Consider the following 25,144-nt stretch of genomic DNA (forward strand, 5'->3'; position numbering starts at 1 on the left):
GAGACGGGGCGAGTCGCTGCGCTCCCCGCCAGGGAGCCGCTGCGCGGCTCGCAGTGGGTCGGTTCCCGTTGCCGTCAACCGAGTCGCTTCGCTCCTCTTGGCTTCCGAGATTAGGTTTTCAGCTGCGTATTTGATCAGTACGGCGAGCGGCGTTCCCGACCGAGACACGAAGCTGGGGACTCGCGGCTGTGTTCCGGACTCGTCGCCCGCTCCCCCGCCCGACACCTTCACCGTCATACCCACAGCCTACCACGCACTCCGAGTTGCACCAAGCTATCAAATAATCTGGTCACATCTAAATATGTTGTACAGCAACATATTTGATAAATTTAGCGATCTGCTATGTGCAGATATATTCAAAAATGTTGACTATCAATTGATTATCTAATCATATTGATAAGCAACAACTTTCAAATCGGATGCCGAAACGGGCGAAACCGACACTCCACACCCCGGCGCCGGTGCCGGTGCCGGCGCCCACACCAACAGGTCGCCGGCACCCTTCACTCCACCCATACATCACACAACAGAACACCAGGTCACAGCCCCATCGCACACGGGCGGCCCGCACCCGGGCACCAGGATGCAGACCGCCCACCGTGAACAAGGATCAGCTCAGCTGGTGAGGACCTTCTCCAGGGTGCTCACCACGGAGGCGTCGAGCTTGTCGAAGCGGCCCGAAATCGCACCCTCCTGATTCCGCTCCGCCCGCGAGGCACCCTTCACCGACTGCTTGTGATGCGCCCACGTGTTCACCGCCTGCACCACCCCGAACGCGGTCCTCCGCCAGGTGCTCGCCCGCACATCACGGCGGTACATCTCCACCAGCTCCTCCCGCACCCGGGTCGCGATCGTGCGCGCACGACCCACCTCCTCCGGCACCGGATGCCAGGCGTCCAGGAACTCAAACCACTGCCGATCCGTCACCGTCGTCGACGACAGGTGACGCAGCATCTCGGTGACAATCAGCTCTTCAGAAACCCGCGACGCCGTCCGCCCACCAGAAACCGACCAATTCCCGCAAAATTCGCTTGCGCTGCTCGGCATACTGGGCAAGTGGGAAGGACCAGCCGTGACAAGGCCCTGCGTCGGTCCGGCGTTCGCCTGCCGACGGAGAAGGAAGCCGAGAGGGCCTCGTTGAAGGCCAATCGGCGGGCTCGACGTGTCGGTGACACAATTGAAGAGTTTGAGCGCGTCGCAGCACACAGCCCTGAGCGGCTGGCAGAGACGCTTATCTCGCGCTACACGATCCGCATGGACAATTTGCCGACGCTTCCGACTTGGTACCGCGCGAATGCCCTTGAGTCGATAGTTCCGACGATCGCACTCGACATGGTTCACCGGCGGCTGGGCGTTCCAGTCGACCGCCTGCCCACGAATTTTCACGGTGGTTGGCTCAACCAATTGGTGTGGGGCGTAGACAGCGCGGTCGCGAGCTGTCGCCTTCTTCTAGTGGGCCAAATTCCTGCTGCCGCCGTTGTCGCCCGACAACAACTCGAGCGGTGGACACTCCTATCCGCATCCATCGCTGGCATAGAGCGCGGCGACGACGAGTCAGTGCAGGAATTCATCGCGAGAACGTGGACGGGCTTCGTCCAGCGCGGACATACCGACTATCGACCTAACGCGTCCGACGAAGCTCCAGAAGTGCCTACTTCGTTTGGCGACGGAGTGGTGGAGACAGACGAGCCGGAGCAGGCACATGAGCATGTCCATCTCTCCGATGGAACAGAGATTTGCCCGTCGCTGGTGTACGGGGTGCTGAGCGAGATCATTCACGCTAACTTATGCCAGGATTCTCTCGCCTGGGAGGTGATATACCGACTTGGAAATGGCGGGCTCGCTGATGATGTCGCGACTGCCTGCGATTTCGTCGGCCAGGCGATAACCCTTTCCATCCTCCAGATCAAATTGATGACAGCGGCAGTTGCATTGCGCCGTGGCGAAGCCGCTATTGCGCACATCGCCACGGCCGCCCCGGACAGGTTCTCGGCGAAGTCAGAGGATCAGCCGATGGATACTCAGCACCCACTGGCCGCTCTTGGTTTCGAACCTGCGCCTGATTCGAGCACCGTGGTCACTCCTCCGCCGGCGTCTCTCATGCCGTTGATGCCGAACGAAGGCCTTCGACCTGCCGTGCTAGGTGGGTTGGCGGACATGACAGCGGTCTACGAAAAGGCAGTGTTGGCCGGCAAGCGGCCTGCTGGTCGGCTCTACCGGGATGACGAGTTGACGTCCCTGGTATTTGCTGCCCACAGGAACGTCAGTGCCGCAGCGGCTCAGTCGGCCTTGAAGAACGAGCAACGGATGCGCAGTTCCTCATTCGACGTGGAAGGGCTGACTTGGCGCGGAACGTCGTACATACTGGTCTCCGAGCTAGCTGGAATGTGCGCACGTTGGAGTCAGAGCGATCCGAATGTCGCCGCCGCAGCTTCTGCCGTTTCATCCTCACTTCGTTCGGCCTTCTGGCTGTGGTTGGAGGACGATGATCGTGCAATGGCGATACTCCGGTGCACATTGGAACAGACAGCAAGAGTTCGCGTGTGGCATCGGAAGCGCAGCAAGGCGGAACGCCTGGAATCGAGTCCTGCAACGACACCCCGGGACTGGATCGACGCCGCCAGTTGGCGCCGGCTGGCGGCACTCAACCGAGCGTTTGGCGAATTTGCGCACGCACACCACAATCCTCGGTGGGACGGAGCGCGAATGTTACTTACTGCACTCCAGCTTGATCCCGATTCGAGCACCGCGCCGTTTACAGCGAGAGGAGCGGCACTCGACTTCGTCTCTACCCTCGCAGCACGCGTGATGACCGACCTCATCGAAGAGAATCACTCTGCGGTGGTCGGAAGTACCGCAAGAACGCTGCTCGCTGATCACTGCGGATTCGACATGACTCCAGGCGAGACGACCCTTGACCGAGCACTCAACCATATGTGGCAACACCGCTCCACCCCGCTCGAACGAACCCCGTTCCCAATGGCTTGGCCATCTCCCTGACCATGGATACCATCGGGATGGTCGAGGTCGATGCCTCCGTCGACAATCCCGAGGAATCGCCCGCCGAGCCCGTGGTGTGATCCCAGACGTCCGGGCAATTGATGGCTCTTCCCGTTTCAGAGTGCGTTGACCCGCTCCTGAAGCTGCCCGGAGTGGATCAACGACCGCAAGATGTAGTGGTCGAGATTCCGGAACCCGAGCGCGATGCCACACAGATGCTCGAGACGGCCGTTGATCGCCTTCACCGGACCGTTCGACACCCCGACATCGAAGTAGGCAAGGATCCCACTACGGCGTTTCCACAGACTGCGGCCGAGTTGCGCCAACTCCTCCAACCCTGCGGGTAGACCGGTTCGGATCCGATTGAGGCACTTGAACATCGCCAACTTCCCGGCACGCTTGTCGGTGTCGGCGTAGGCGGCGATCAGGTCCTGATAGCACCACGCGGTGACCTCCACCTGCAGGTGCGCATCATCGCGGTCGAGTGCGGTGGCGAGTTTGTCCCTCTGCTTGTCGGTGAGCAGGTCGGTGCGGATGAGCAGCAGGATCCGCCGGATCCCGTACAGCGGGTCCCCGACTCGACCGCGATGCCCACAGGTGGCCTGCTGGATCCGTTGCCGACAGGCTGTGAGCTTCTCCGCCGCCAGGTGCACTACGTGGAAGGGGTCCATCACCGCCCGCGCTGCGGGTAGCGCTTCGGCGGTGGTGGTGCGGTAGCCAGCGAACCCATCCATGGCGACGACCTGCACACGGCTGCGGAAGTTGTTGTCCCGCTAGCCGAGCCACTGGGCCAGTGCGGTCTTCGATCGGCCGGCGACCATGTCCAGTAGCCGGGCCGGGCTGGTCCCGTCGATCACCGGCGTCAGGTCCACGATCACGGTGACGACGCCCGGGTCACCCCGCCCGCGGCGGTGCTTCCACTTGCGCTCGTCCACGCCGAGGTAGCGGACTCCGTCGAGGTGACCAGGCTGGTCGCCACCAGCTCACGGGCCACCGAGGCGGCGAGGGTGTTGACGGTGTTCCAGCCGACCCCGAGTGCCCTCGCGACCGCGGCGACGGACATCTTGTCGTTCGCCAACCGCCCAAGGATCCAGCGTGAAACACCTCCGGGTGGTCGACGCCTTCGGAGCCGCGACCGTGTCGATGCGCTGTCGGAAGATCGTCACCTCGCACGCGTCGTCGGTGCAGGTGAACCGCGGAATTCGGACCCGAAGTCGGGTTGGGTGCCCCACCACCGGCAGATCGGTCAGAATCCGGTCGACGTGAGTGGGGCGACGTGCCAGATCGAGCGCACGACCCGGCGAGCCCGCCAACCTCGTGCTGATCGATGTCGCGCAACCGCCCGGGCTGCAAACAGGTCGGACAGCGCGGATCGTGCTCGACGTGCCTGCATTCGATGTGAGTGAAGATTCTCGGCGACGGTGGCACCGGTGATGGTGAGCCCGAGTTCGACGGTTCGGCAGATGGTGTCGGCGACGAGGCCGGTAATGTCGGTCATGAGTCCTGTGGTTGTGCGATGGGTGGTGTAGGAACCTTCATTCTCACACCACAGGTCTCACCTACATCTTGTGCCTCACTCCATCAGCCCAGAACCGGCATTATGTACTTCCGATTGGGAAGAGCCGGTTTATGTGATACTGGAAAATCTTTCGGCGAACAAGACACCCAAAATTCGTTCCTGGGCGGTGGAAAAAACGTCGAAACTGTGTTTCACGCCGACCAGGCGTCCTGGGCGAACCCGATCGAGGCCCAGTTCGGGCCGTTGCGCACCGTCGTGATGGGCGATTCGAACCACGCCAACCACACCGTTCTGGCCCGGCGCCTGCAGGACTATCTGCGCTGGCGCAACGTCAACGCCCGCTACCGGGCCGGAGGTGGTATTCGTAAATAACTCAACCACAATATGTTTCACACTTTTTGTCACTACGACGAGCGAGTTGCTCCGCCAGCGGTTCCCAACGAGGGAGTGCCTCGGTGCTGAGACGCTCCGTGCGCCTCCACATCCGGGAGGATGGAGAGACACCACGGCACACCGTCGTGAATCACAACCCCCAGTTACTGTCGGGTGCTGCTACGATCCGTCGTCGATGAACGGGCACAAAATACTTGACGAGAGTTAGTTGACACCCCCGGCGGCGAGCATCGCTCGCACCGGACGGGGGAAGAGGGCGTCGAGCCCCATGGATTGAGATAGCCTCGCCAATGTGGCCCAAAACTGAGATCGGACCTCCGCTGGAGTCACCTCGTATGCTTCAGCGACTGAAACCTCCACATCGGATGTCCAACCAGGTTGTCGAAGACCACGTCCGCCTCGATTGCCGGCCGGGTGGTCGGTCTCGGGCAGCAACCGGGTCAGCGGAACACCCGCATTGCGGAGGCGACGGCAGTCCATGCTTCGGTTCACTGAGAAGTGGCAGCCGAGCTGCAGTGCGCGACCTGTTTGTTCGGCCGTGCCAAGCCACCAGTGCAAGATGACACCTGCCGCATCGTATTCCGCTATCAAGTCGAGGACCTGCCCTGTGGCACTTTTACTATGGACCGAAACCAGACGAGGGGTCTGCGCTGCCAGCGCAAGGATCGAACTAAAGGTCTCCGTCTGGGTCTGTATGTCAGTGCGCGCGGCCCCATCGAGCCCTATCTCGCCGAGGTAGGGTGTGCGCTGCATCAACTGGGTGAAGCGCGCGATGCTGAACTCAGACAGCGCCGAGGCCACACCCGGATGGCAGCCCAGGCCCCATACGGTCACCTGGTCGGTGCGAGTCAGAGTGCGTTCGAAATCATCGGCAGACCGTGTGGCTACAAACACCACAGCCCCTAGCTGCTCGAGCGCGCGCGGCGCGATCCCGGTTTCGATGTGCGCGTGCAGGTCCAGTGGCGGAAGCTCTCGTCTCATGAGAGGAAGCTCCGTAGTTCGCTGATGCCGCGCTGGCACACCTCGAGCGCGTCTTTCGCCGGGTAGTCAGGTGGCAAGGACATGGCCATGATGTCTCGTGCGCGGATCCCACGGCCTGCGAAGTCGCGCATGGGCTCGATGATCGACTTGGTCTGCACGAAGTCCGAGAACTGACCCGTGGTGTCATCACAGAGGTACTCGGTGCCATCCGGTATGTCCGCTGCGGCGAAGGAAGACCTCCGGACTAGGCAGCCAAAGCAGACACCACAGGAACTCGCCGGCGGGGCCCCAATGTAGCGGGCATCGGTGTGCGAACAGGAGTTGGTAGCGCTGAGGTAGTCCGATGCCGCGCCTCGGCCGACGCGCTCCCTGAGCTGAGCGAACATCTCGCCCTTGGTCAGGCGTTCGAACGGATTCCTGATCTGTCCGTGGCCGCCGATTCGCTCGACGAGTGCCTGGAGGTCACGCAGGAATCGAGGATGCGTAGTGTGGGTTGAGAGCGCACCGCGGCGGTCGGCCCCGAGAGGCGGATTGAGTGAGGCGAAGCCGTTCTCGGGAATCCATAGTGGCGTGGCAGCGCGTTGGGCCACCGCAAGGCCGAGTGCCAGAAACAGCAGCGATCGGGAACGTGTCGACGTCTCGTTGCGGAACGTTGTGCCGTGGAGGCGTCGGGTGCCACGATTGAGGTGGAACTGGTGGTGGGCCAGGCGGATCTTGAGTGCGTGGCCGGTGATCATTTTCACAAGTGCCTGTTGGATCGGTGAGAGTGCCGTCGAACTGTACTGCGAGACAAGAGCTTGCGAGGTATCTTCTGTCAAATCGAGCGCGGAGATAAGCGCGCCGGTTGCGGAGTCCGCGCCACCGCTGAGGAGAATTGTTCGGTCGAAGTCAGGATCCTCCGTTTGCCGGGGATCGATGTCGTCGGCCGCTGCCTGCGTGAACTCAAAGGTCCAGTAGTCACCGGTCAGGAAGCCGACCAAGGTCGCGAGGTTGCTCGCCTCCCGCGCCCAGGCCTGTGCGTCCCCTACCTGGACATGCAGCTCGAAGCTGCGGGTGTTCCAGGAGGCTCCGCCGCCCTCCCGCAGCACGGACCGGTCCGCTGCCAGGACGCCGAGAGCGATACGCACGAGGTCGACATTTCGTGGATTGACCTCGCCGAGGCTCTCCAGATACGGGCTGAGGGTGCCAGTGAACGTCGACCTGGCAGATCGTGACCAGAGGAAAACCTCGTCAAACGTGCCGGCGGTCATGGCGTCGTCGGCGGCCTGCTCCGAAATCGCAAGTAGACAGCGGGTCATGGTGTGACCCCGTAGATGATGCCGAGGTCCCGGACGCCGGTCTCGATGGCGGTCGCCATCTCCTTGTCGGTGGCTCCGGTAGGTGTCAGCGTTGCCTGATTCGCCATCTCGGCCGCGAGGTCACGGATCGTCTGCTCAGTCTCGCGGCGCCGCTCGGGAGTTGCGCCGGTTTCATGGATGCGGGCAGCAACTTCGGTCAGGGTGACCTCGGCGATAGTGATCTCGATCGACTTGCGCACCACGTCCTCTAGGCTGGGCACCTGACCGTCAGGGTGTTCGAGGATCCATTCCACGACGCCAGCCACGATGTCGCGCGATTCCGAGTCATCGATGGTGCTGTCGGACTGTGTGTCGAAGGCAGCCTCGACGATCCTGATTCCGACCGATACCGGGTCACCGAGAGCCCGTAACTCGTCGTAGTTGAGCCCCGCCCGGGACAGTGTTTCACGATCCCCAGCGGAGTACGCCACGGCGAGCCGTCCACCACGACCGGCCGCACGTGAGACACGACCGACTGAGCGGCTGACTCCTCCGGACGAACGACCGCCACCACCGCCACCGGCGGCTCCCCCACCGCCGCCGCTCGGGCCGTCCGCGCGGCCGACACCGCTACGCGACCGCAGCAGCACCCGCAACGCTGGCGTCAGGTCGATCTGGTGAGGGGCCGCCGGATCTAGACGTTCCCCACCCGGGCCGGCTTCCGCCGGATTGCCGTCAACCGCTGCGTCGGTCAGCTCTCCAGCCTCGTCGAGACCGTCGATCCAGTCTGCAATCGAGTCTCGAAGGTCGGCGGCATCGCGACCACCGCTGCCGCCGAAGGATCCACTAGTTCCCACTGGCCGACAACCAGCCTGTACGCACAACCTGGATGGTTCTTGCGAGGTCCTCGCCCGGCTGACCCGCCTCCCAAGTGTCGAGCACCGGTTTGTAGGAGGTGGCGTCGAGGGGGCGCAGTTTCATCGCCGTGACGGGCTCGACGTCTACTACCGGAATGGCTTGCAGTGCGGTGACGACCCCCGGCTGCGTGCCTGGGTGGGCGCGAGCGATGCGGAGCATGCTCTCGATCGTAAATTTTTGGATGCTCGGCTGGTCCCGTGTACGTCGGCCGAGGTGGCTTATCAAGGTCTGGGCATCGGACTCGGGCAGACCGCACAGTACCTGGTCGCTGATACCGGCACGATCCAGTTTCAGGCTCGAGCTGAGGGCGGCGGCAAGGTCGCGGAGCCGCTCTGGCAGTCCGGTGTCGATGACCTCGATCTTGGCGAACGATGCTGCCAGATAGAGATAGCCGGAGATGGTGGTTGCATCGAGTGTCGGCGGGAGCTTGGCCCATCGAATGAGTGTGTCGCTGAAAGCTTCTTCCGTGGCGACCGGGGCGCTTCGCTCCGAGGAGTCCTCCCCGTCTTGCTCGCCGACGGTATCCGTGTGGGTTTCCGGGGCCGCGAGTGGTGCCTGGTTGGCGAGAGCGTCGAGGGCTTCCAGACGGTCCCGCAGATGGTTCGTCGCCAGCCAGTCGATGACCCGCTTGAAATCGTTCTCGAGCAGGCGCTCCAGCACCATGAGCTTGGCGATGGCATCGGACTCGAGTGCGATGCCACGCCGGCCAGCGACCGCCTGGCGGACGTTCAGATCGTTGAGGAAACGCTTGATCCGGCGAGGGTTGCCGTGAAACTTCTCGTACAGGATCGGGGTCAGCCGGGCTGCCGTGGCTAGATGCTGCGTCAGGTCTGATCCCGGAGGCAGCGTGAGGTCGTCGATACTGTCGCCGGAACGGCGGAGGTCATCACACTGCTCGATGAGAGCAGTGAAGGCGTCCTCCGATTCGAGCTCGCTCCTCACCAGGAGTAGGAATAGGTAGGCATGCGTGTCGAAGCGGCTGAGTCCGGGCAGCGGGATGGTCGTCTGCACGATCTTGTGAAGGTACAACTTGGCCGGCGACTCGTGCTCCTCGGCGACGGCATCCGATGTCTTGAACTTCTGTTGGATCGCCTCGGCAACCCGGTCCTCGTCGGCCGCGATGACGAACGACATGCCCTTGGCCGAGAGGAAGAGCCGAATTGCCTCCAAAGTCTCGACCACAGTGTCGGGCAGGCAACGGTCCAGGTCATCGACCAACACAACAGTGCGCTCAACATGCGCGAGCGCTGGGTCCGACAACAACTTCGCGAAGTCTTCGCGGAAGCCGGCCATCCCCTTATCGCCGTCGAGGGTGTCGGGATCATCACTGACCAGCCCAAGAACATCGTCGAGTTTCGGGATCTGCATGGTGACTGCGGTCTTGGTGGCGAGTTTGACCGCCTTCGACCAGTTCACCTTGCGTATGAGCTTCTTTATTCCGTCGAGTGCGGCTTTGCCTGCCGGATCCGTCTCGGAGAACTCCTTACTCAGCGCGCCGAGCACCTCAGCGATCAAGCTTTCCTTGGGTCCGACCGCTGGGTCATACAGCCACGGCTGGGTGGGGATGACCAGGACTTCAAATCCTGCTTCCTGCGAGCGCTGCTCGATCTCTGCCTTGACGAGCTCAAGGACGCTGGTCTTCCCACTCCCCCACGCTCCTGACAGTCCGATCGCTACCGGGTCCAGGCCATCGTCGAAGAGCGCATCGGCAACCGTGGCGGCGACGGCTTTGAATGACAACAGATCCTGGACAGCGGGCTCATCCGACCAGAGCGGGAACGTCAACGGTATTGCTTGACTCACCACGAGCCTCCGACCAGCAGGTGCGATCGACGGGTACCAGAACACGCACCCCGCGTCCTGCCAATGCGTTTGAACACGTGCTGTTCCGCATCCGGACACGCCGGTAGCCCCACCTTCGGACACCCGGACACAAACGGAGACATCAACGAACTTCACCTTCAATCGGAATGGACGAGCCGAACGGCGTCACCCCCAGATCGGCACGGAGAGACCGTTCGTTACGAACAGCTTTCACGTTCCCATGGGTCACAGACACTTGATCAGGAGTGCTCCTCCTGCAGGAGTGCCATACCGGGCTCCGACAGCGCCGGCTGTGCGCGCAACCAGGGCTCGACAGTGGCACAGGGCGCGCGGTTTTCGTCGCTGTGCGCAGCAACCTCCGGCACCCTTGGGTAATCTGCCGCTCCTTCGCGCGGACCGAACGTGGTGGCCGCAGCCCGCTCCTTGTTGGTCGAGAAGCAACGCAGCCTCTGTCTGTTCTCGCAGGTACGGCACAACCGTACCGATGGGTCGGTTATGGTCCGTTTGTTCGCGCCAGTAACCGCCGATTCGAAGAGGTACACATGCCGACCACTCTGCCGAGCCTTCTCCGCCGCACATCAACCGTCCTGACCATGACCGCCGCGACATTCGCCCTGGTGGCCACCACCGCCGGTGCCGCCCCGGCATACTCCTACGCGGTCGCCGCGACCACGCCGGTCGGCGCGGCGCCGTCGCAGGTCGCCGTCTCCCCCGACGGCGCCGCCGCGTATGTCACCAACGCCCAGAGCAACGACGTCTCGATCCTCAACACCACCACCAACACAGTCACCGGCACCGTTCCCGTCGGCGAAGCACCCGGCGGGATCGCCATCACCCCCGACGGTTCGGGGCTCTACGTCGTCAACGCGACCAGCAAGACCGTCTCCGTCATCGATACCACCACGAAAACGGTGACCGCCAGTGTCCCGATTACCGGTAGCGCGTCCTGGGGAGCCGCCGCCTCCGCGGATGGTGCGCACATCTATGTGCCGACCGGAGATGCGATCTCGGTGATCGACACCGCCACCAACACGATCTCGGCCACGATCCCGGTGGGGTCGTTCCCGATTCTTGCCGCGACGAACTCGACACATCTGTACGTCACCAATGCCGGCGACTACACCGTCTCGGTCATCGACACCGCGGCGAACACCGTCGTTGCGACCATCCCGGTCCCGGCCGCCGGCCGCCCCGTCGCGGTCACCGCCACCGACCAGGCCGCGTACGTCCGCAGCGGCACCGAGGTGTTCGTGATCGATGCCGTCACCAACACGGTCAGCACAACCTTTCCCGTGAAGGGCACCCTCGGCGGAGTTTCCGTCACCGGCGACGGAAACACGCTGTACGTCATCGACTCCGAAGGCGGCGCGGTCGCGGTCTTCGACACCGCCACCAACACCGAGGTCACCTATCTTCCCGTCGGCGCGATCACCGGCGGCGTCGCCGTCTCCCCCGACGGCAGCAAGGCCTACGTCACCAGCTCCGACAACATCGTTGCCACCATCACCCACGGCGGTGCGAACGCAACCTGCACCGGATCATTGTGCCTACCCACACCAGGACGCTGATCTGAACGAAGTGGGTGAGGGCGGACCCGATCGGTTCCGCCCTCACCCATTCCAGAGCCCACCGCTCGCAGGGCGCGCAAAAAGTTGTCGCCCCGGTGGCTCTCGCGCGCTCGGACGTCGGGACGGTTGCTGGGTAACCGCTGCCGCGAACGTCCGGACCATCCAAGCAACGGACACTGCGATGACCTACAGCCCGCGCGACAGGCCCGCCTCGGCTACTTCTTCGCAGCGCGCACTACCTCCCCGAACGCGCGGGCCGAGTAGCCGAAGTTGTTCTCCACGGCCTTCTGCTGCGTAGCAGCACTCAACCCGAGCTCCTGCATGAGCACCAGATGAAGCAAGGCCTTGGTGAGGTAGGTGAGCCGGTACCGGGCCTGCTCGGGGACCTTCGCCTCCAACTCGCCAGTATTGAGGTGGCCAAGTGCGTTACGGGCATCCTTCAACCATTTCGCCCACATATCTACGTCGGTCAGCAGCTTCTCCACCGCCGTCTGATCCGGGATTTCCGCAATCTCCAGGATCCTCTGCTTCAGCCCGGGCCGGTTGTCACCCGTGCGGCCCCGGATCCAATCACGAGCCGCTGGATTCTCGGGGAACAGGGCGCGGGCTGTGGTCTTCACCTCTTGGTACAGCTCGTCCGGGATCCCGATTGACTCGGGACGCAACGCGGCATGGAAACCCTCGGTGGCGGAGGCCGCGTTGAAAATTTGGTTCTGATAGAAGTCGCCCCGGTTGTAGTCGAGGCTGAACAGCACGTCGAGCGGCAGTCCCACTTTCTTGCGGAGCGCCACCCAGGCCGGCAGCAGCATGCCCCAGTCCACATCATCCAGCGTGAAGATGATGTCGTGCGGAGAGACGGCGCGCTCGTCGCCGGAGCCCGCATCGAAGTACAGCCCGACTGGATAGTCTCGAGTGCCCTCGCCCTTCTCGGCCTCCCGCACGAGGAGAGTCTTCTTTCCTACTCGGCAGCCAACCTGCGTGGCCAAAGTGACCAGGTCCCGCACCGCGGACACCGTTTCGTTGAACCCGCGCCATGTCCTTTTCTCATCGGCCCGAACGGTCACCGTTGCGAGTTCCTTAACGGTGAAGGCCCGCTCCCACGCTTCCGTGGCCGTGTTCCACTTCAGAGTCCACCCCAGCGTCGCCGTCTCACCTGCGTCTTCTAATCGGGCAAGAACCTTCTCCAACACGCTAGGCTCCACCACGACCCGGGCGAATGTGAGCTTATCCGAACCATCCTCGGATCCCTTGAAGACGTCCGTCCGGTTGATGCCGGACCGCCGTGTCCACGCCGTGAGGTTCGCCATCTCCACCTCGAGCCCATCGAACGCTTCATCCTCAGCGGACTCGAGGTGTATGCCGACAAGCACGACCCGTGGCTGGACCACCTCCACAACCGTGTGCTCTTGGCCCATGGTGATCTTCCCACCATTCGCCGGCTGGCACTCCAACAGCGTCACTTGCCGGCCGTCGGCAGCCCCATGCACCACCTGCGCGTCCATGTTGCCGAGGAGCGAATCAGTCAGCTCCAGACGACTGCGCCCATTCGCATCGATTTCCAGTACCCCACCGACCGGCGCTGTCGGCGCTGTTGGAAGCCACCACTTACCCACCATCCGAAGCTCATCCACGAGCAGAGTTTCGCATAACGGACACCACGGCGCGACGTGACACCAAGGTGCACGAACCCGAGATACGAAGCCGTGGGGAACCCAGGAAATTCTGGTGCGGCAACCACCGAACCCGTTTTACACCAGGATCATTCACACAAATGACACTGCATCCCGCAAGGAATCAGGCGGGAATGGCCGCCGACTGCGACGCATCACGATGTGGCCGAATCCGACGGTCGACGGCGGATCCCCTCGACCAGCTGACAGCCATCAGGAAAGAAGCCCAGTCACCCAGGGTGCCGCTAACTGCTGTCCGCATGACATGGGGCTGGATCACGGTCCGAGTGCGGCGTTGTGCGGGGTGAGGATCGCACCCAACAGGTAGTGCCCGTCGGCGGAGTCGAGCGCGATCACCCCTCCGACGGCGGTGACGGCGGGGTGAGTGTGTGTGGCCGGGTCATCGGCCAGCATCCAGGCCAGGGTGTTCTCGTCGTGCCGCGGCCGGAATTGCACGCCATCGACATCGGGGTTCGCGGCGAGGATCGCGGCGACCCACCGGCGGGTGTGCAGATACCCGGAGGGGTCGCACTTGGACAACCAGACGCCGGCGTTGATCCGGGACGCCCCGGTCCCGGTCAGATCCACGACCTTCACCGTGCGGGTGGTCCGCAGTTCACTCAGGACCCGGTCGGTGATCGTCGCCCGCGGGATCAGCCGCGGGGACTGGTCGACCGGCAGGTTGCGGCAGAGCGTCTCGGCGACCGCCGCGGCCGGACTGTCACCGAGATACAGGTATCCGTAGGAGCCGTCGAGACTGTCGAACCGGCCCCCGGCCCGGGCCCTCGGCCGGGCGGTGGGGTTCAACTCCGCGGCGCCGCGGGTGGCGCTGTGGATGCGCCACAGCGAGGTATCGGCGGGGATGGTGGTGATCAGGGCAGGCGGCAGCGGGGTGGGTGGATCCGGGTAGGTCACGGTTGGTTCAGTCCTGCGTGAGGTCGTCGGCCATGTCCCGCAGGTCCTGCTCGTGCCCGCCGTCGGCGGCGAGTGCGGCCGGGGATCGTGGGTCGTCGGCGAAGTCGGTCGGGTTCAGCCACCAGGACGCCGCACCCCATGGGTCGTCTTTCGCGCCGAGGGCCCGGTTGATCTCGGCGACGATCGGGCGGACCTGCCGGCGTTCGGGATCGAACTGGAAGGCGGGGTAGAGCTTGTGTCCCGAGACCGGCAGCGCGATCACCGTGCCGGCCGCCGACAGGCGGCTGGCGGTGTTGCGGCTGGTGGCCGCCTTCCCCAGGACACGGCTGACGGCGGTGGAGTCGAGCATCTCGTGCTGGTCGACGATCGAGTTCAGCACGGACGCGACGATCCGCGTGCGGGCCACCGCCGCGGCGGCCGGGTTGGCGACCGCACGCTCCTGCTGACGCGCCAGCGCCGGGCTCATCGACAGCAACGCTGTCACGTCGTCGCGGACGGGACGCAGCGTCGGCCGGCGGGAGACCTCCTCGACCAACAACTCGACGAGGTCCGGATCCGACAAGGCATGGATCGAGTCACGGGCCCGATCCCGGTCGACGAGCATTCCCATCACCTCCACTTGTGCCAGTATTGTACCGCGTACCATCCGTGTCAGGATAGAGGGTTAGAGGGATGCAATACAGGCGCCCTGAGGATGGTGTGCGTATTTCCGTCACGGCGTGTCGAAAGCGACGTTCGGTTATCTCGATGCCTTCGCCTGGCATCGGGTCACCCAATGGCTGCTCAAACGGCACAAACGGATCACGTGGGCGGATCTCTACCGGCGGTTCCTGACCGGCAGGCCAGGTAATCGTCCGCAAGAGAACGGGATCATCATGTTCGACACCACCACCGTCCCGATCACTCGGTATCGGTGGCGGGCGAGCAACATCCCCACACCGTGGACCAGCAGAGCAGAGACCTTGGTCCCTGCCTAGCAGTGGCAGTCCGTGGAGCGCCGGATGCGATGAGAGTCGCACGTCCGGTCGGAGGGCGGGCCGGGGAAACGGACCGGGAGTAATCCCGGCACCGCGCCCCGGTCCGACCCCTACATCATCGGGACCGGCCGATCCGCGATCGGCACGCTCGTCGAGCGCAGCAGCAGATCCACGATCCTCGTGCACCTGCCTCGACTGGAGGGCTGGGGCGAAAAGCCACCCGTGAAGAACGGTCCGTCCCTCGGCGGCTACGGCGCCGTCGCGATGAACGCCGCGCTGACGACATCGATGACCATGCTCCCCGAGCAGCTCCGCAAGACCCTCACCTGGGACCGCGGGAAGGAGCTCTCCGGTCATGCCCAGTTCGCCCTCGATACCGGCACGAGAGTGTTCTTCGCCGACCCGCACTCGCCCTGGCAACGACCGACGAACGAGAACACGAACGGCATACTGCGCCAGTACTTCCCGAAGGGCACCGATCTGTCCAGGTGGTCCGCCGAGGACCTCGAAGCCGTCGCCCTGGCGATCAACAACCGGCCCCGCAAGATCCACGACTGGCGAACCCCGGCCGAGGTCTTCGCCGAGCAGCTACGCTCACTGCAACAGCCAGGTGTTGCGACGACCGATTGAATCCGCCTTGAGAGCCCGCATCCGAGTGGTGAATAGTCCTCTCGCGCAACGGATTGCCTTGCATCGACCGCAGCATGCAGGCGTGATTCACCGCCCGCTCTACGAACGCGGTTTCCTTCGACGTCGACACCTCCCAACCGACGATCGTGCCGGCGAACGCATCGATCACGAACGCGGTGTACGCGAAGCAGGGCACCATCCGCACGTACGTGAAGTCGGCGACATAGAGCGCATCGGGCCGGTCGACCCGGAAGTTCCGATCGACCAGGTCCGGTGGCCGCGGCGCCGACGGCTCCGCGATGGTGGTGCGGACCCTCTTCGTCCGGGTGGTGCCGCGCCACTCGTTCACGCGCATCAGTCGCTCCACGGTGCAGCGGGCCACCTCGATGCCCTGACGTTGCAGGTGGGCCCACATCTTCAGCGAGCCGTACAACGACTCCGGTTTGCGTCTGCCGTGCTCGTCCCGCTCGACGTAGTACGAGGCCAGCACCGCGGTGATGGTGGCGTCCCACAGGGCGCGCTTCGACAGCGGGCGCGCCAGCCAGGCGTAGAAGGTTCTCGGGGCGATCGTGCACCCGTGCTCGGTGAGCACGCGGCAGATCGGTACGACCCCGAACTGATCGCGGTGTTCGGCGATGAATCGGCAGATCACTTGCGTGGCGGGTCGCACTCCCGCGCGAAGAAAGATGTTGCGGCTTTGAGTATTTCGATGGTCTTCTCGAGCTCGGCGTTCTTCCGGCGCAATGCCCGCAGTTCGATCTCCGCCTCGGACGCCGACGCGGCATGGGTGCCATCACCCGCCGCTTCGGCCTTGCGGACCCACACCCGTACGGTCTCCGTCTTCAGTGACATCCGTTCGGCGATTGTGCGGATCGCCTCGTATTCCGAGGCGTAGTCACCACGGTGCTCGAGGACCAGGCGCACGGCCTTCTCTCGCACCTCGGCTGGATAGACATTCGGCATAAGGATTACCTTCCCAAGAAAGAAGGTGCGCATCAAACCCGGGACGATTCAGCCAGCAACCCATCGAGGACCTCGGCACGCTGCCTGATCACCCACCCACGGTCGGTGCGCGCCGCGAACCCCATGGACGGAGTTGGCTCAAGCTACAAACTCATCGCCGTCTCACGGCAAGACTGGCGTTGACCGGGCGATGACGTCAAGCCACTGTTTCGGCTTGCCACAGGGGCATGGGAACCCGCCCGCGCGACCGGCCCCGGGCATCCAGCAGTCTGCCCGCCCTCTTATAGTGGCGCACCGTAGCCTCCCGGGAGACGACGGTGCATTCAGGCGCCCGACGGCCGAGCTCCAGTTCCAGGTCGTGGACCTCGGAGAAGTCATGTACCCACAGCGTCACCAGCAGGTTCGCTGGCCCCAAAAGCCCGGCGTTCAGGCGGCACCCAGGCAGGCCGGCCACATACGCCCCGATGGCGTCCACAGACGCTGCCGGAGCGGTGAGCAGCAACGTGACCTCACGTTGACCGGCACCAATCTCCATCGCGGCATCGCAGCGCAACGACAAGTAGCCTGCCGTGAGAATCCGCTCGATCCGACGCTTGGCAGTCTGCGCGGACACTCCGCACTCTGCCCCGAGGTGTGCCCAGGAAGCCCGACCATCGTCGGCGAGCGCGGCTACCAATCGGGTGTCCACGGCATCCGGGGCGTGCCCACCGACGGCTCTCGCGCCGACCGGCGCCGTCAGCTGGCGCACCTGACCCGGTTCCAGAGTCCCGCTGCGCCAGGCGTCGACGCCTCGGTGGATTGCCGTTGCGAACACAACCTCCCGGTGCACCAGCCCCGGCAGGTTGGCGAACGACTCGGTCATCGTGTGCAGCAGCTTGTCGTAGGACGAGGCGTAGCAGTCCACCACCAGATCATGGGGCCCGGAAACCAACATGACAGTTGCGAAGGCGGGGTTCAGGCACAAACGCTCCACGAGCTCCTCCTGGAGCGAGGGGGTGGAGGTCAGGTAGACGAAAGCCGACCATCCGGCATCGAGGTACCGAGGCCCCGGACTCGGCGTCACCCACGCGATGCCGGCGTCGCGCATGGCGTCCCAATGCCGGGCAAGCGTCGGCGCGGAGACACCTAGTACCGAAGCCAAGGTCCCCCAATCCACGCGCGGTGAGATTTGTAGGGCATGGATGATTTTAAGATCCAGTTCGGAGATCATGGCTGTTTCCTTCAACAGATCGATCCCAAGTGAGATTTTACCGGGATTTCTCAAGCAGAAATACTAGGCGCTCACACTTAGTGATGCACCCCACATCGGGCGCCGAAACCCCGTCCCCACTCGACAAGGGAATGTCCATGCCCACTACCTCCCCGCCTACGGCACCGGCCGTTCGCCGGACCATCACCGGCATGATCCTGGTAATGGCCCTCATCGAGGCGCTCAGCGGCGTCACCCAGGGATACCTGACCCCGATCCTCCCGGCCATGGGGCCCGACCTGCACATCGACGATCCCACGATCAACGGAATCTTCCTGATCTCCAATGTGTCGTTCGCCGTGATGACCCCGATCATTTCCCGCCTCGGCGATAGCTTCGGTTACCGGCTTGTGCTGCGCATCTCCACCATCGCCGTGGCCGCCGGCGTGCTGCTGATGGCTCTGGTGCCGACGCTGCTCACGGTGAGCATCGGGGTCGTCATGCTCACCTGCGTCGTCGGCTTCATGCCCCTGATGATGGGCATCCTCCGGGTGACCAGCTCCGCTGACACCCGCCGCGGGGTCAGCGTCATGATCGGCACTCTGATGATCACCATCGGTTTCGGCGGCCTGCTCGCGGGCCTTGTCGGCGCCCACGATCCGGCTCGGGGCCTCTGGGTCGGGGTCCCGTTCGCGGTCCTGGCCCTGGCCATGACCTTCCTGCTGCCCGATGCCGGCGTTCCCACCAGGGAGACGATCTCGGTGCTGCCGATGCTGTGCTGCTCGCTGGGCCTAGTCGGGCTGATCACGGCACTGTCGATGGGCCCGGACTGGGGCTGGGCCTCTCCCAGCACGCTGTTGTCCGGAATGTTGGGCGTGGCCCTGCTGGCATGGTGGGTCCGCATCGACAGGCGCGCCGACAAGCAGTTCGTCAGCCTGCGTCTGCTCGCCGTGCCCCGCGTGCGCCGCGTTTCGCTGGCCACGTTCCTGTTCGGCTTCGCCTCGTTCAGCTACTTCGGCACCAACGGAATCTTCCTGCACGCCGACCCTTCCGTCACCGGGTACGGCTTCAACCTGAATCCACTGGCCATCGCCGTCGTGCTGGCCCTGACTTCGCTGCTCTCACTGGGTGCCTCGCTGGTTACGACCCGTGCGCTGTCGGCGTTCGGCGAGCGGGCCACGCTCATGCTGGCCGGGACGGTCCTTATGGCTGGGTTCGCGGTGATGGCGCTGGGCCACGGGTCGTTCGCCGTGTACTGCCTCGGCTTCGCGGCGTTCAATGTGGCGCTGGGCATCTCCCAGTCCGCCGTGCGTGCCCTGTCGGTCGAGGGGGTCCCGCTTCGGGAGACCGCCAGAGCCGCCGGGTTGAACGAGCTCTCCCTCACAGTAGGCATTGCGTTCGGCGCGGCCGTCGTGAAGATGCTCTCCTCGACCTTTGCCGCCGACGGGCACATCACGACGGCCGGACTTTCCGCCATCTGGATCGCCCTTGCCGGGGCCGCCCTGATCGCGATCCTGGTCAGCCGCGGCTACACGCCAGCACCGGCAACCGCCGGTACCGAGGTCGAAGCATGAACACGCAACACCCTTTATACCTTGATGATTCACCCGTCTTGCGTCGTTGCCACCAGCCTCGACGCTCCCTCCCGCGCATGCCTGCCAGGCCATCGGCGGTGCGGGGTTCCTGAACTAGGCGCGAGCCGGAAAGGGCGTCCTGCCAGTGAAACGCCCCCCGCCCGAGAGAGAGAAGGGCAGCGCAACCCAACCGGCAGCTTCCATACATTCTCCACCAGCCAGTCACATGAAACATCTTGCTAATGCGCAGAACTGGAGCATCTTCAAACTTGACCGACCGCACATCGAGTGAACGTGAGGTCAACTGCTCCTTGCCCACTGCCATCTGTGCATCCATTGCCTCAACTATGTGGCCGCAGTATGCCACCCGCTGCATGAATCAGGAAGGACTCGCATGTCCCTCGCTCAAACCTATGCCCGCCATGCACTTGCACCGATTGCGCTCTCTCCGGAGCGCAACCAATGGATACGCGCACTGCTCTATGACTACCTGGCCGTTACCCTCGGGGGCACCGAACGCGAATCCGCGCAGTCGGCCCGAGAGGCATACGCTCCACTGTCGCTATCGGAGTCACCGGCATCCGTCGTGGGGGGCAGCTTCCGACTTTCCGCTGAGGATGCCGCGCTGGTCAATGGCATCACTGCACATGGACTCGAGCTTGACGACACCTTCGAGGAAGCATCGCTGCACCCCGGCGTCGTTATTTTCCCCGCACTCCTCGCGGTTGCCGAAGAGCACGGTGCCGAACTGGGAGCCCTGCTCGATGCCGCCACCGTCGGATACGACATCATGTGCCACGTCGGGGTCGTTCTCGGCGCGGCCGAATGCTATGGGCGAGGGTTTCACCCGACGGGTGTCGCCGGGGTTATCGGGGCAAGCGCCGCCGTGGCCCGACTTCGTGGATTGACCGAAGAGCAGACGGCAAATGCGATCGGGGTTGCTGCCACCATGGCAGCGGGATCTCTGGAATTCCTTTCGGACGGCTCGTGGACAAAACGCCTCAATGCCGGTCACGCCGCAGCTGTCGGCGTGCGGGCCGTTCGCTTGGCAGGAGCCGGATTCATCGCTCCGCAGGCTGCGCTCGAAGGACGCGATGGATTCCTCTACAACTTTGGAGAGGGATTCATTCCCGACCGTGTCGCGCCCCTGGAAGCCGGTGCGTACGCCTGGCGAACGAGCATCAAGCTCTACCCATGCTGTCGATACATGCACGGCAATCTTGATCTCCTGCTCGATATCGCGACTGAACGGCCCTGTCTCACCTCTGACGACATTCACGACGTCGAGATCGCGGTCATCGAAGCCGGAGCACGCCTCGTGAGCCAGCCCGCCGAAGCCAAGTTCCAGGTCGAGTCCGCTGTCGACGCCCAGTTCAACATGTTCTTCGCTGCCGCGCTCGCCCTGACCACGGGCACGGCGACCGTCGACCAGTTCGACCATGCGGCCGAACTTGCTCCCGGACTACTGCCACTGATGCGCAAGGTTCGCTGCGTCACTTCGCCCACGGTAGAAACGACGTTCCCCACTGCTTGGACGGCCGAAGCTCGCGTCACGCTTGTCGACGGCACAGTCCTTACGTCCAACACGAAGGCCTTTCGGGGATCGCCCGGCGCCCGGGCCACACGCGATGATCTCGTAGCGAAAGCGACGGGGCTGATCGGTGCCGACCGGGCGGAAAGGCTGCTCGATGTCTTCGAACGCCCACGAACGGATTCGGCTCGGTTGCTTCGAGACCACCACATGAACCCGGTGGGACTCCACCAGACCTTGACCACGTAGGGGTCGTCGAGATCATGACCAACCATCCCCAACGACAGACGTTGGATCGAACACGAAAAAGGAAGCATCCCATGAACACGCTGGTGACAACATGACCAGTCCGGAACTCAGGATCCGATGGCGCTCGGGCGCACCATCACAATTCTCCCCGTCGCCCCCTGCGATCCAGGTCCATACTGTCGCGCCGAACACGATCATTCTGAGGCAGAGCATTTCGGACCATTTCGAAGCCCCATTTCTCTACCTGTTGCTGGGTGAAGATCGCGCCCTGCTCCTTGACACCGGCGCAACGGCGGACAGCTCGAGGTTCCCACTGAGAAAGACGGTCGATTCCCTCTTGGAGTCGTGGCTGCTCGAGCATCCCAAAGACGGCTATGAACTTATCGTTGCCCACTCCCACGCCCACCATGACCACATAGCGGCGGACTGGCAATTTCTCGAAAGACCCATGACTCGGATCGTGGGCCACAATCCTGACGACGTTGCGGAATTCTTCGGACTCAGCTCCTGGCCGCACGGAACAGCGAAACTCGACCTTGGATGTCGCCTCCTCGAGATCATACCTACCCCAGGGCACCACCCCTCAGCCATCACCTTCTACGACTACACGACCGGCCTGCTGCTGACCGGCGACACGATTTACCCGGGGCGACTCTACGCGTTCGACTTTCCAGCATTCGTAGAGTCACTGCAAAAACTCTGCACCTTCAGCCAGTCGAACAAGGTGGAAGCCGTTCTTGGAGCACATATCGAGATGTCGACGAAACCACACAAGGACTATCCACGCGGCTCAACATGGCACCCCAATGAAACTCAACTCCACCTCACCGTTCAGGACCTGCACGCGATCAGGGATGCGGCAGTCCAGGTCGCTCCTAAACCTGGGGCTCATCGATTCGAGAACTTCATCATCTGGAACGGACCATGCCGGTGGGAGGCTGCCGTCCATCGTGTTCGGCTACTTGCGGTGACTACACGAAAAACATTGTCAATTCGAGCTTTTAGGAGAGCAAGAGCATGACGACCCGAGACGCGCTGCCCCTCGAGGGCATTACCGTCGTCAGTGTCGAGCAGGCAGTCGCGGCGCCGTTCGCGACGCGGCAGCTCGCCGACCTCGGGGCCCGGGTGATCAAAATCGAGCGGCCGGACACCGGTGACTTCGCACGGCGTTACGACGAAACCGTCAACGGTGAGTCGAGCTACTTCGTGTGGCTCAACCGGTCCAAGGAGTCGGTGACGCTCGACCTCAAGTCCTCTGCGGGGCGGGAGATCCTGGAGAAGCTGTTGGCGACGGCCGACGTCTTCGTGCAAAATCTCGCTCCCGGCGCCGCGGCCCGGATGAATCTCGACGCAACGTCGCTGCAGGAGCGTTATCCCTCCCTCATCCCCTGCGATGTGTCGGGATACGGCAACACGGGCCCGTGGTCGGACCGCAAGGCCTACGACATGCTGGTGCAGGGCGAGTCAGGGGTCATGGCACTGACCGGCCCGCAGTCGTGCCCATCCCGAGTCGGCATCTCGATCGCCGACATCGCCGCCGGAATGTACGCCTACAGCGGCATCTTGGCCGCCTTGTTCACCCGCGCCACGACCGGACAGGCCCGGGCAGTCGAGGTGGCCCTGTTCGAGGCGCTGGGCGAGTGGATGGGCTCGCCCGCGTATTACACCGAGTACGGCGGCCAGCAACCGCGCCGGGTCGGCGCCGAACACGCCACCATCGCCCCCTACGGCGCCTTCCCCACCTCCGACGGCACGGTGCTGTTGTCGGTGCAGAACGATCGGGAGTGGTCGGCATTCTGCACGGAGCTGCTCGGTGATCCGGCGGTCGAGGCCGATCCACGCTTCTGCCGCAACTCGGCGCGGGTCGCGCATCGCGAGGAATGCAACGCACTGATCGCCGAACAAACCCGCCAGATGACCACCGAGGACGCGCTCGCACTGCTCGCGAAGATCGGCATCGCCAACGGCCGGCTCAGCTCGGTGCCCGATTTCCTCGCTCATCCCTCCCTCACCGGCCGCAACCGCTGGCGGGAGGTCGACACCCCCGGTGGCCCGGTCAGGGCGCTGCTGCCGCCCGCGAACCTCGCCGGAGTCGAGCCACGATTCGACCCGGTCCCCGCCCTCGGCGTACACACCACGTCAGTGCTGCGTGAACTCGGCTACACCGCAGCCGCCATCGATAAATTGCGCGCCGCCCACACCGTATGAGGCGTCTGTTCACAGCCGATTTCGATGCGGATTCTGCAGTCCATCGTCCAGGTGAGAGGTATCCGCGAGAGCGACCACCGCCCCTGTCACGCCAAGTAGTCGTCGAGCCGCAAATGGGTCACCGCCCCGGGCCTGGTCGCGATCACGGTCCGCCATCAGCTCCCGCACACGCGCTTGCACCCGTGTCGCGACCTCGCGTCGAAATCCGCGCCCGGGACCGGTCCCCGGTGATCGAGCCGATTAGCATCCGACGCCGGAATCTGCTGACCGGACAGCCACGCGTTCGGTCGCCCCTCGGCCTCCCCGAAACTGATCACCCGCAACCGCGCATCCACCCGCACCTCAGCACCCAGCGCGTCGGCAAGGATTCCCGCAGTCTCCGCACAGCATGCGAGATCGAACGACGTAATCCGCAGCGGCCGCCCCACCACCTCGCGGCGACGACACAGCTCCCGCGCAACCAACCCCGGCATCACGACGTCCCCGCGGTGTCAGCCCCGCGTCGAACCAGCCGCCCACCAGATCACGCACGGTGTGCTCAGCAGGCGGATGCGTGACCACAACAGCTCATGCATGAACGGCATCATATTCATTCTTAGATCCGGAGATGCCATCACAACAGGGGCACGGACGATTGCCACCGAGGGGGGGTACAGGTCCCCCAAATCGGGTGCAACCGATGTTCCGGCACATCCGTCGCGAGATACTCAAAGGGCACCGGGCGGAACTCCGCGCCGAGGGGGCTCGCCGAAGGAGAGATGAACAGTGTTCGAGCGATTCAGTGACCAGGCACGCCACGCCATCGTCCTCGCCTCCGACGCCGCCCGCACCCACCACCACGATCACCTCGGCACCGAACACCTCCTCGCCGGCATCCACGCCGCCGGCGGCCCCGCCGCTGCCACCCTGACCTCCTGGGGAGTCACCACCGGCCGACTCGACACCGCCCTCGACGAAATACCCTCACCACCGGACTTCGACGAAGCCCGGCACATCCCCTTCACCCCGAAGGCCAAGAAGGTCCTCGAACAGGGCATGCAGGAGACCTCACTGCTCGGTCACGAGAACATCGGCACCGAACACCTACTACTCGGCCTCCTCGCGAACACCAGATCCACCGGCACCCAGCTCCTCACCCGGCTCACCGACATGAGCGCAGCCGACATGCGCGAACGCCTCCACCACCAACTCACCGAGAACCCCGGACACGGGCCCACCCACATCACCCCCATCCGGCTCACCGACACCGAACACGCCCTCTGCACCGCCGCCGCCCACAAAGCCGGTCAACGCCTCGACACCTGGATGCACGACCGCCTCGTCGCCGCGGCACACGCCGAACAACAGCAATAGTCGCGTCGGCGACATCAGCCCGCCCCGGGGCGTAGCTGCGCAGAGAGCCGGTACGACCGGGGCGGTCAGGGGCGCCGGCAAGACCACCGAGACTGGGGGCAACCCCAACCTGCGGTGGCATGGTCTACACGGCGCCAGTCGGTGAGCACCCGCGGCGCCGCGCCCCACTGTCAGTTTCGGAACTCGACTGCACGCCGAACTGGGCTTCGTATGAGCGGTGCACACATCTTCTGACACAAACTTGCTAGAAGAGACCTGCACGATGATCGCCACGCTGATTTCCTGCTCCACGCCGACGCGGCCACCTGCGAGCGCCCGGTGCGCGCCGCTACAGACAGTAGTGGCGCATCACCTCGATGTTGTGTCGGAGGACTTCAACCGGACCACGGGGGATGCGGTCGGCGT

The 25,144-nt window shown here is 64.0% G+C and carries 18 protein-coding genes, 4 pseudogenes and 1 other annotated feature; of the genes and pseudogenes, 10 read left to right on the plus strand and 12 right to left on the minus strand.

Annotated elements, in window-relative coordinates:
- Positions 1-615: 615 nt before the first annotated feature.
- On the minus strand, positions 616-954 hold the full coding sequence (locus ACFU5V_RS33690) for a DUF932 domain-containing protein (RefSeq protein WP_378704447.1): 339 nt from the start codon (positions 952-954) through the stop codon (positions 616-618).
- 102 nt (positions 955-1,056) lie between these two features.
- Between ACFU5V_RS33690 and ACFU5V_RS33695 the strand changes: the two genes are divergently transcribed.
- Positions 1,057-3,000, plus strand: coding sequence for a hypothetical protein (locus tag ACFU5V_RS33695; protein ID WP_378704450.1), 1,944 nt, complete (start codon positions 1,057-1,059; stop codon positions 2,998-3,000).
- 116 nt (positions 3,001-3,116) lie between these two features.
- Here the strand turns inward: ACFU5V_RS33695 and ACFU5V_RS33700 are convergent.
- Positions 3,117-4,498, minus strand: a pseudogene (locus ACFU5V_RS33700) (ISL3 family transposase).
- A 207-nt stretch (positions 4,499-4,705) separates the two neighbouring features.
- Here ACFU5V_RS33700 and ACFU5V_RS33705 point away from each other — a divergent pair.
- Entirely contained in the window at positions 4,706-4,891 is a 186-nt protein-coding gene (locus tag ACFU5V_RS33705) for a hypothetical protein (RefSeq protein ID WP_378704452.1), read from the plus strand.
- Positions 4,892-5,116: 225 nt separating this feature from the next.
- Here ACFU5V_RS33705 and ACFU5V_RS33710 read toward each other — a convergent pair whose 3' ends face one another.
- The 4 genes from ACFU5V_RS33710 to ACFU5V_RS33725 are packed head-to-tail and all read right to left on the minus strand — an operon-like array spanning position 5,117 to position 9,873.
- The gene (locus ACFU5V_RS33710; RefSeq protein ID WP_378704454.1) at positions 5,117-5,893 is read right to left on the minus strand and encodes a TatD family hydrolase; all 777 of its coding nucleotides are present in this window, start codon (positions 5,891-5,893) and stop codon (positions 5,117-5,119) included.
- On the minus strand, positions 5,890-7,191 hold the full coding sequence (locus tag ACFU5V_RS33715) for a hypothetical protein (protein WP_378704456.1): 1,302 nt from the start codon (positions 7,189-7,191) through the stop codon (positions 5,890-5,892). The genes ACFU5V_RS33710 and ACFU5V_RS33715 overlap by 4 nt, the downstream gene beginning before the upstream one ends.
- Positions 7,188-8,027: a hypothetical protein gene (locus ACFU5V_RS33720; RefSeq protein WP_378704459.1), complete on the minus strand. Its 840-nt coding sequence runs from the start codon at positions 8,025-8,027 to the stop codon at positions 7,188-7,190. Before ACFU5V_RS33720 ends, ACFU5V_RS33715 begins: the two co-directional genes overlap by 4 nt.
- Positions 8,017-9,873 (minus strand): P-loop NTPase fold protein, encoded by a 1,857-nt coding sequence (locus tag ACFU5V_RS33725; protein WP_378704462.1) that lies wholly within the window; start codon positions 9,871-9,873, stop codon positions 8,017-8,019. Before ACFU5V_RS33725 ends, ACFU5V_RS33720 begins: the two co-directional genes overlap by 11 nt.
- Positions 9,874-10,454: 581 nt before the next feature.
- Between ACFU5V_RS33725 and ACFU5V_RS33730 the strand changes: the two genes are divergently transcribed.
- Positions 10,455-11,480, plus strand: coding sequence for a beta-propeller fold lactonase family protein (locus tag ACFU5V_RS33730; protein WP_378704464.1), 1,026 nt, complete (start codon positions 10,455-10,457; stop codon positions 11,478-11,480).
- 215 nt (positions 11,481-11,695) lie between these two features.
- On the opposite strand, the gene ACFU5V_RS33735 is transcribed toward ACFU5V_RS33730, so the two are convergent.
- From ACFU5V_RS33735 to ACFU5V_RS33745, 3 genes are all read right to left on the minus strand, one after another.
- A complete protein-coding gene (locus ACFU5V_RS33735; protein WP_378704466.1) occupies positions 11,696-13,111 on the minus strand; it encodes a HEPN domain-containing protein in 1,416 nt (471 codons plus the stop codon).
- 315 nt (positions 13,112-13,426) lie between these two features.
- Positions 13,427-14,065, minus strand: coding sequence for an RES family NAD+ phosphorylase (locus ACFU5V_RS33740; RefSeq protein ID WP_378704469.1), 639 nt, complete (start codon positions 14,063-14,065; stop codon positions 13,427-13,429).
- 7 nt (positions 14,066-14,072) lie between these two features.
- On the minus strand, positions 14,073-14,675 hold the full coding sequence (locus ACFU5V_RS33745) for a hypothetical protein (protein WP_378704729.1): 603 nt from the start codon (positions 14,673-14,675) through the stop codon (positions 14,073-14,075).
- 94 nt (positions 14,676-14,769) lie between these two features.
- On the opposite strand from ACFU5V_RS33745, the pseudogene ACFU5V_RS33750 reads away from it, so the two are divergent.
- A pseudogene (locus ACFU5V_RS33750) lies at positions 14,770-15,042 on the plus strand (group II intron maturase-specific domain-containing protein); the annotation flags it as partial.
- Positions 15,043-15,156: 114 nt separating this feature from the next.
- Positions 15,157-15,672, plus strand: a pseudogene (locus tag ACFU5V_RS33755) (IS30 family transposase); the annotation flags it as partial.
- Here the strand turns inward: ACFU5V_RS33755 and ACFU5V_RS33760 are convergent.
- Positions 15,569-16,635: pseudogene (locus tag ACFU5V_RS33760) on the minus strand (IS3 family transposase). The pseudogenes ACFU5V_RS33755 and ACFU5V_RS33760 overlap by 104 nt on opposite strands.
- Positions 16,232-16,363 (minus strand) — a sequence feature (AL1L pseudoknot). Its footprint overlaps the pseudogene before it by 132 nt.
- Positions 16,636-16,831: 196 nt before the next feature.
- Positions 16,832-17,845: an Lrp/AsnC family transcriptional regulator gene (locus tag ACFU5V_RS33765; RefSeq protein WP_378704471.1), complete on the minus strand. Its 1,014-nt coding sequence runs from the start codon at positions 17,843-17,845 to the stop codon at positions 16,832-16,834.
- A gap of 203 nt (positions 17,846-18,048) precedes the next feature.
- Between ACFU5V_RS33765 and ACFU5V_RS33770 the strand changes: the two genes are divergently transcribed.
- From ACFU5V_RS33770 to ACFU5V_RS33785, 4 genes are all read left to right on the plus strand, one after another.
- Entirely contained in the window at positions 18,049-19,398 is a 1,350-nt protein-coding gene (locus ACFU5V_RS33770) for an MFS transporter (RefSeq protein ID WP_378704474.1), read from the plus strand.
- Positions 19,399-19,792: 394 nt separating this feature from the next.
- Positions 19,793-21,178: an MmgE/PrpD family protein gene (locus ACFU5V_RS33775; protein WP_378704477.1), complete on the plus strand. Its 1,386-nt coding sequence runs from the start codon at positions 19,793-19,795 to the stop codon at positions 21,176-21,178.
- 91 nt (positions 21,179-21,269) lie between these two features.
- The gene (locus ACFU5V_RS33780; RefSeq protein WP_378704479.1) at positions 21,270-22,199 is read left to right on the plus strand and encodes an MBL fold metallo-hydrolase; all 930 of its coding nucleotides are present in this window, start codon (positions 21,270-21,272) and stop codon (positions 22,197-22,199) included.
- On the plus strand, positions 22,196-23,386 hold the full coding sequence (locus ACFU5V_RS33785) for a CaiB/BaiF CoA transferase family protein (protein ID WP_378704482.1): 1,191 nt from the start codon (positions 22,196-22,198) through the stop codon (positions 23,384-23,386). Before ACFU5V_RS33780 ends, ACFU5V_RS33785 begins: the two co-directional genes overlap by 4 nt.
- 155 nt (positions 23,387-23,541) lie before the next feature.
- Here the strand turns inward: ACFU5V_RS33785 and ACFU5V_RS33790 are convergent, their stop codons facing one another.
- Entirely contained in the window at positions 23,542-23,859 is a 318-nt protein-coding gene (locus tag ACFU5V_RS33790; RefSeq protein WP_378704484.1) for a histidine phosphatase family protein, read from the minus strand.
- A 292-nt stretch (positions 23,860-24,151) separates the two neighbouring features.
- Here ACFU5V_RS33790 and ACFU5V_RS33795 point away from each other — a divergent pair, with 292 nt between their 5' ends.
- Entirely contained in the window at positions 24,152-24,739 is a 588-nt protein-coding gene (locus ACFU5V_RS33795; protein ID WP_378704487.1) for a Clp protease N-terminal domain-containing protein, read from the plus strand.
- Positions 24,740-25,144: the final 405 nt, after the last annotated feature.

The sequence above is a fragment of the Rhodococcus sp. NPDC057529 genome, assembly GCF_042802055.1.
GTDB lineage: Bacteria > Actinomycetota > Actinomycetes > Mycobacteriales > Mycobacteriaceae > Rhodococcus_F.

What these genes read in the sequence shown, in the direction of transcription:
- ACFU5V_RS33780 (WP_378704479.1), top strand. Translation starts at nt 21,270, where the DNA reads ATGACCAGTCCGGAACTCAGGATCCGATGGCGCTCGGGCGCACCATCA.
- ACFU5V_RS33775 (WP_378704477.1), top strand. Translation starts at nt 19,793, where the DNA reads ATGTCCCTCGCTCAAACCTATGCCCGCCATGCACTTGCACCGATTGCG.
- ACFU5V_RS33715 (WP_378704456.1), bottom strand. Translation starts at nt 7,191, where the DNA reads ATGACCCGCTGTCTACTTGCGATTTCGGAGCAGGCCGCCGACGACGCC.
- ACFU5V_RS33785 (WP_378704482.1), top strand. Translation starts at nt 22,196, where the DNA reads ATGACGACCCGAGACGCGCTGCCCCTCGAGGGCATTACCGTCGTCAGT.
- ACFU5V_RS33765 (WP_378704471.1), bottom strand. Translation starts at nt 17,845, where the DNA reads ATGATCTCCGAACTGGATCTTAAAATCATCCATGCCCTACAAATCTCA.
- ACFU5V_RS33690 (WP_378704447.1), bottom strand. Translation starts at nt 954, where the DNA reads ATGCTGCGTCACCTGTCGTCGACGACGGTGACGGATCGGCAGTGGTTT.
- ACFU5V_RS33790 (WP_378704484.1), bottom strand. Translation starts at nt 23,859, where the DNA reads ATGCCGGGGTTGGTTGCGCGGGAGCTGTGTCGTCGCCGCGAGGTGGTG.
- ACFU5V_RS33730 (WP_378704464.1), top strand. Translation starts at nt 10,455, where the DNA reads ATGCCGACCACTCTGCCGAGCCTTCTCCGCCGCACATCAACCGTCCTG.
- ACFU5V_RS33745 (WP_378704729.1), bottom strand. Translation starts at nt 14,675, where the DNA reads ATGGGAATGCTCGTCGACCGGGATCGGGCCCGTGACTCGATCCATGCC.
- ACFU5V_RS33710 (WP_378704454.1), bottom strand. Translation starts at nt 5,893, where the DNA reads ATGAGACGAGAGCTTCCGCCACTGGACCTGCACGCGCACATCGAAACC.
- ACFU5V_RS33770 (WP_378704474.1), top strand. Translation starts at nt 18,049, where the DNA reads ATGGCCCTCATCGAGGCGCTCAGCGGCGTCACCCAGGGATACCTGACC.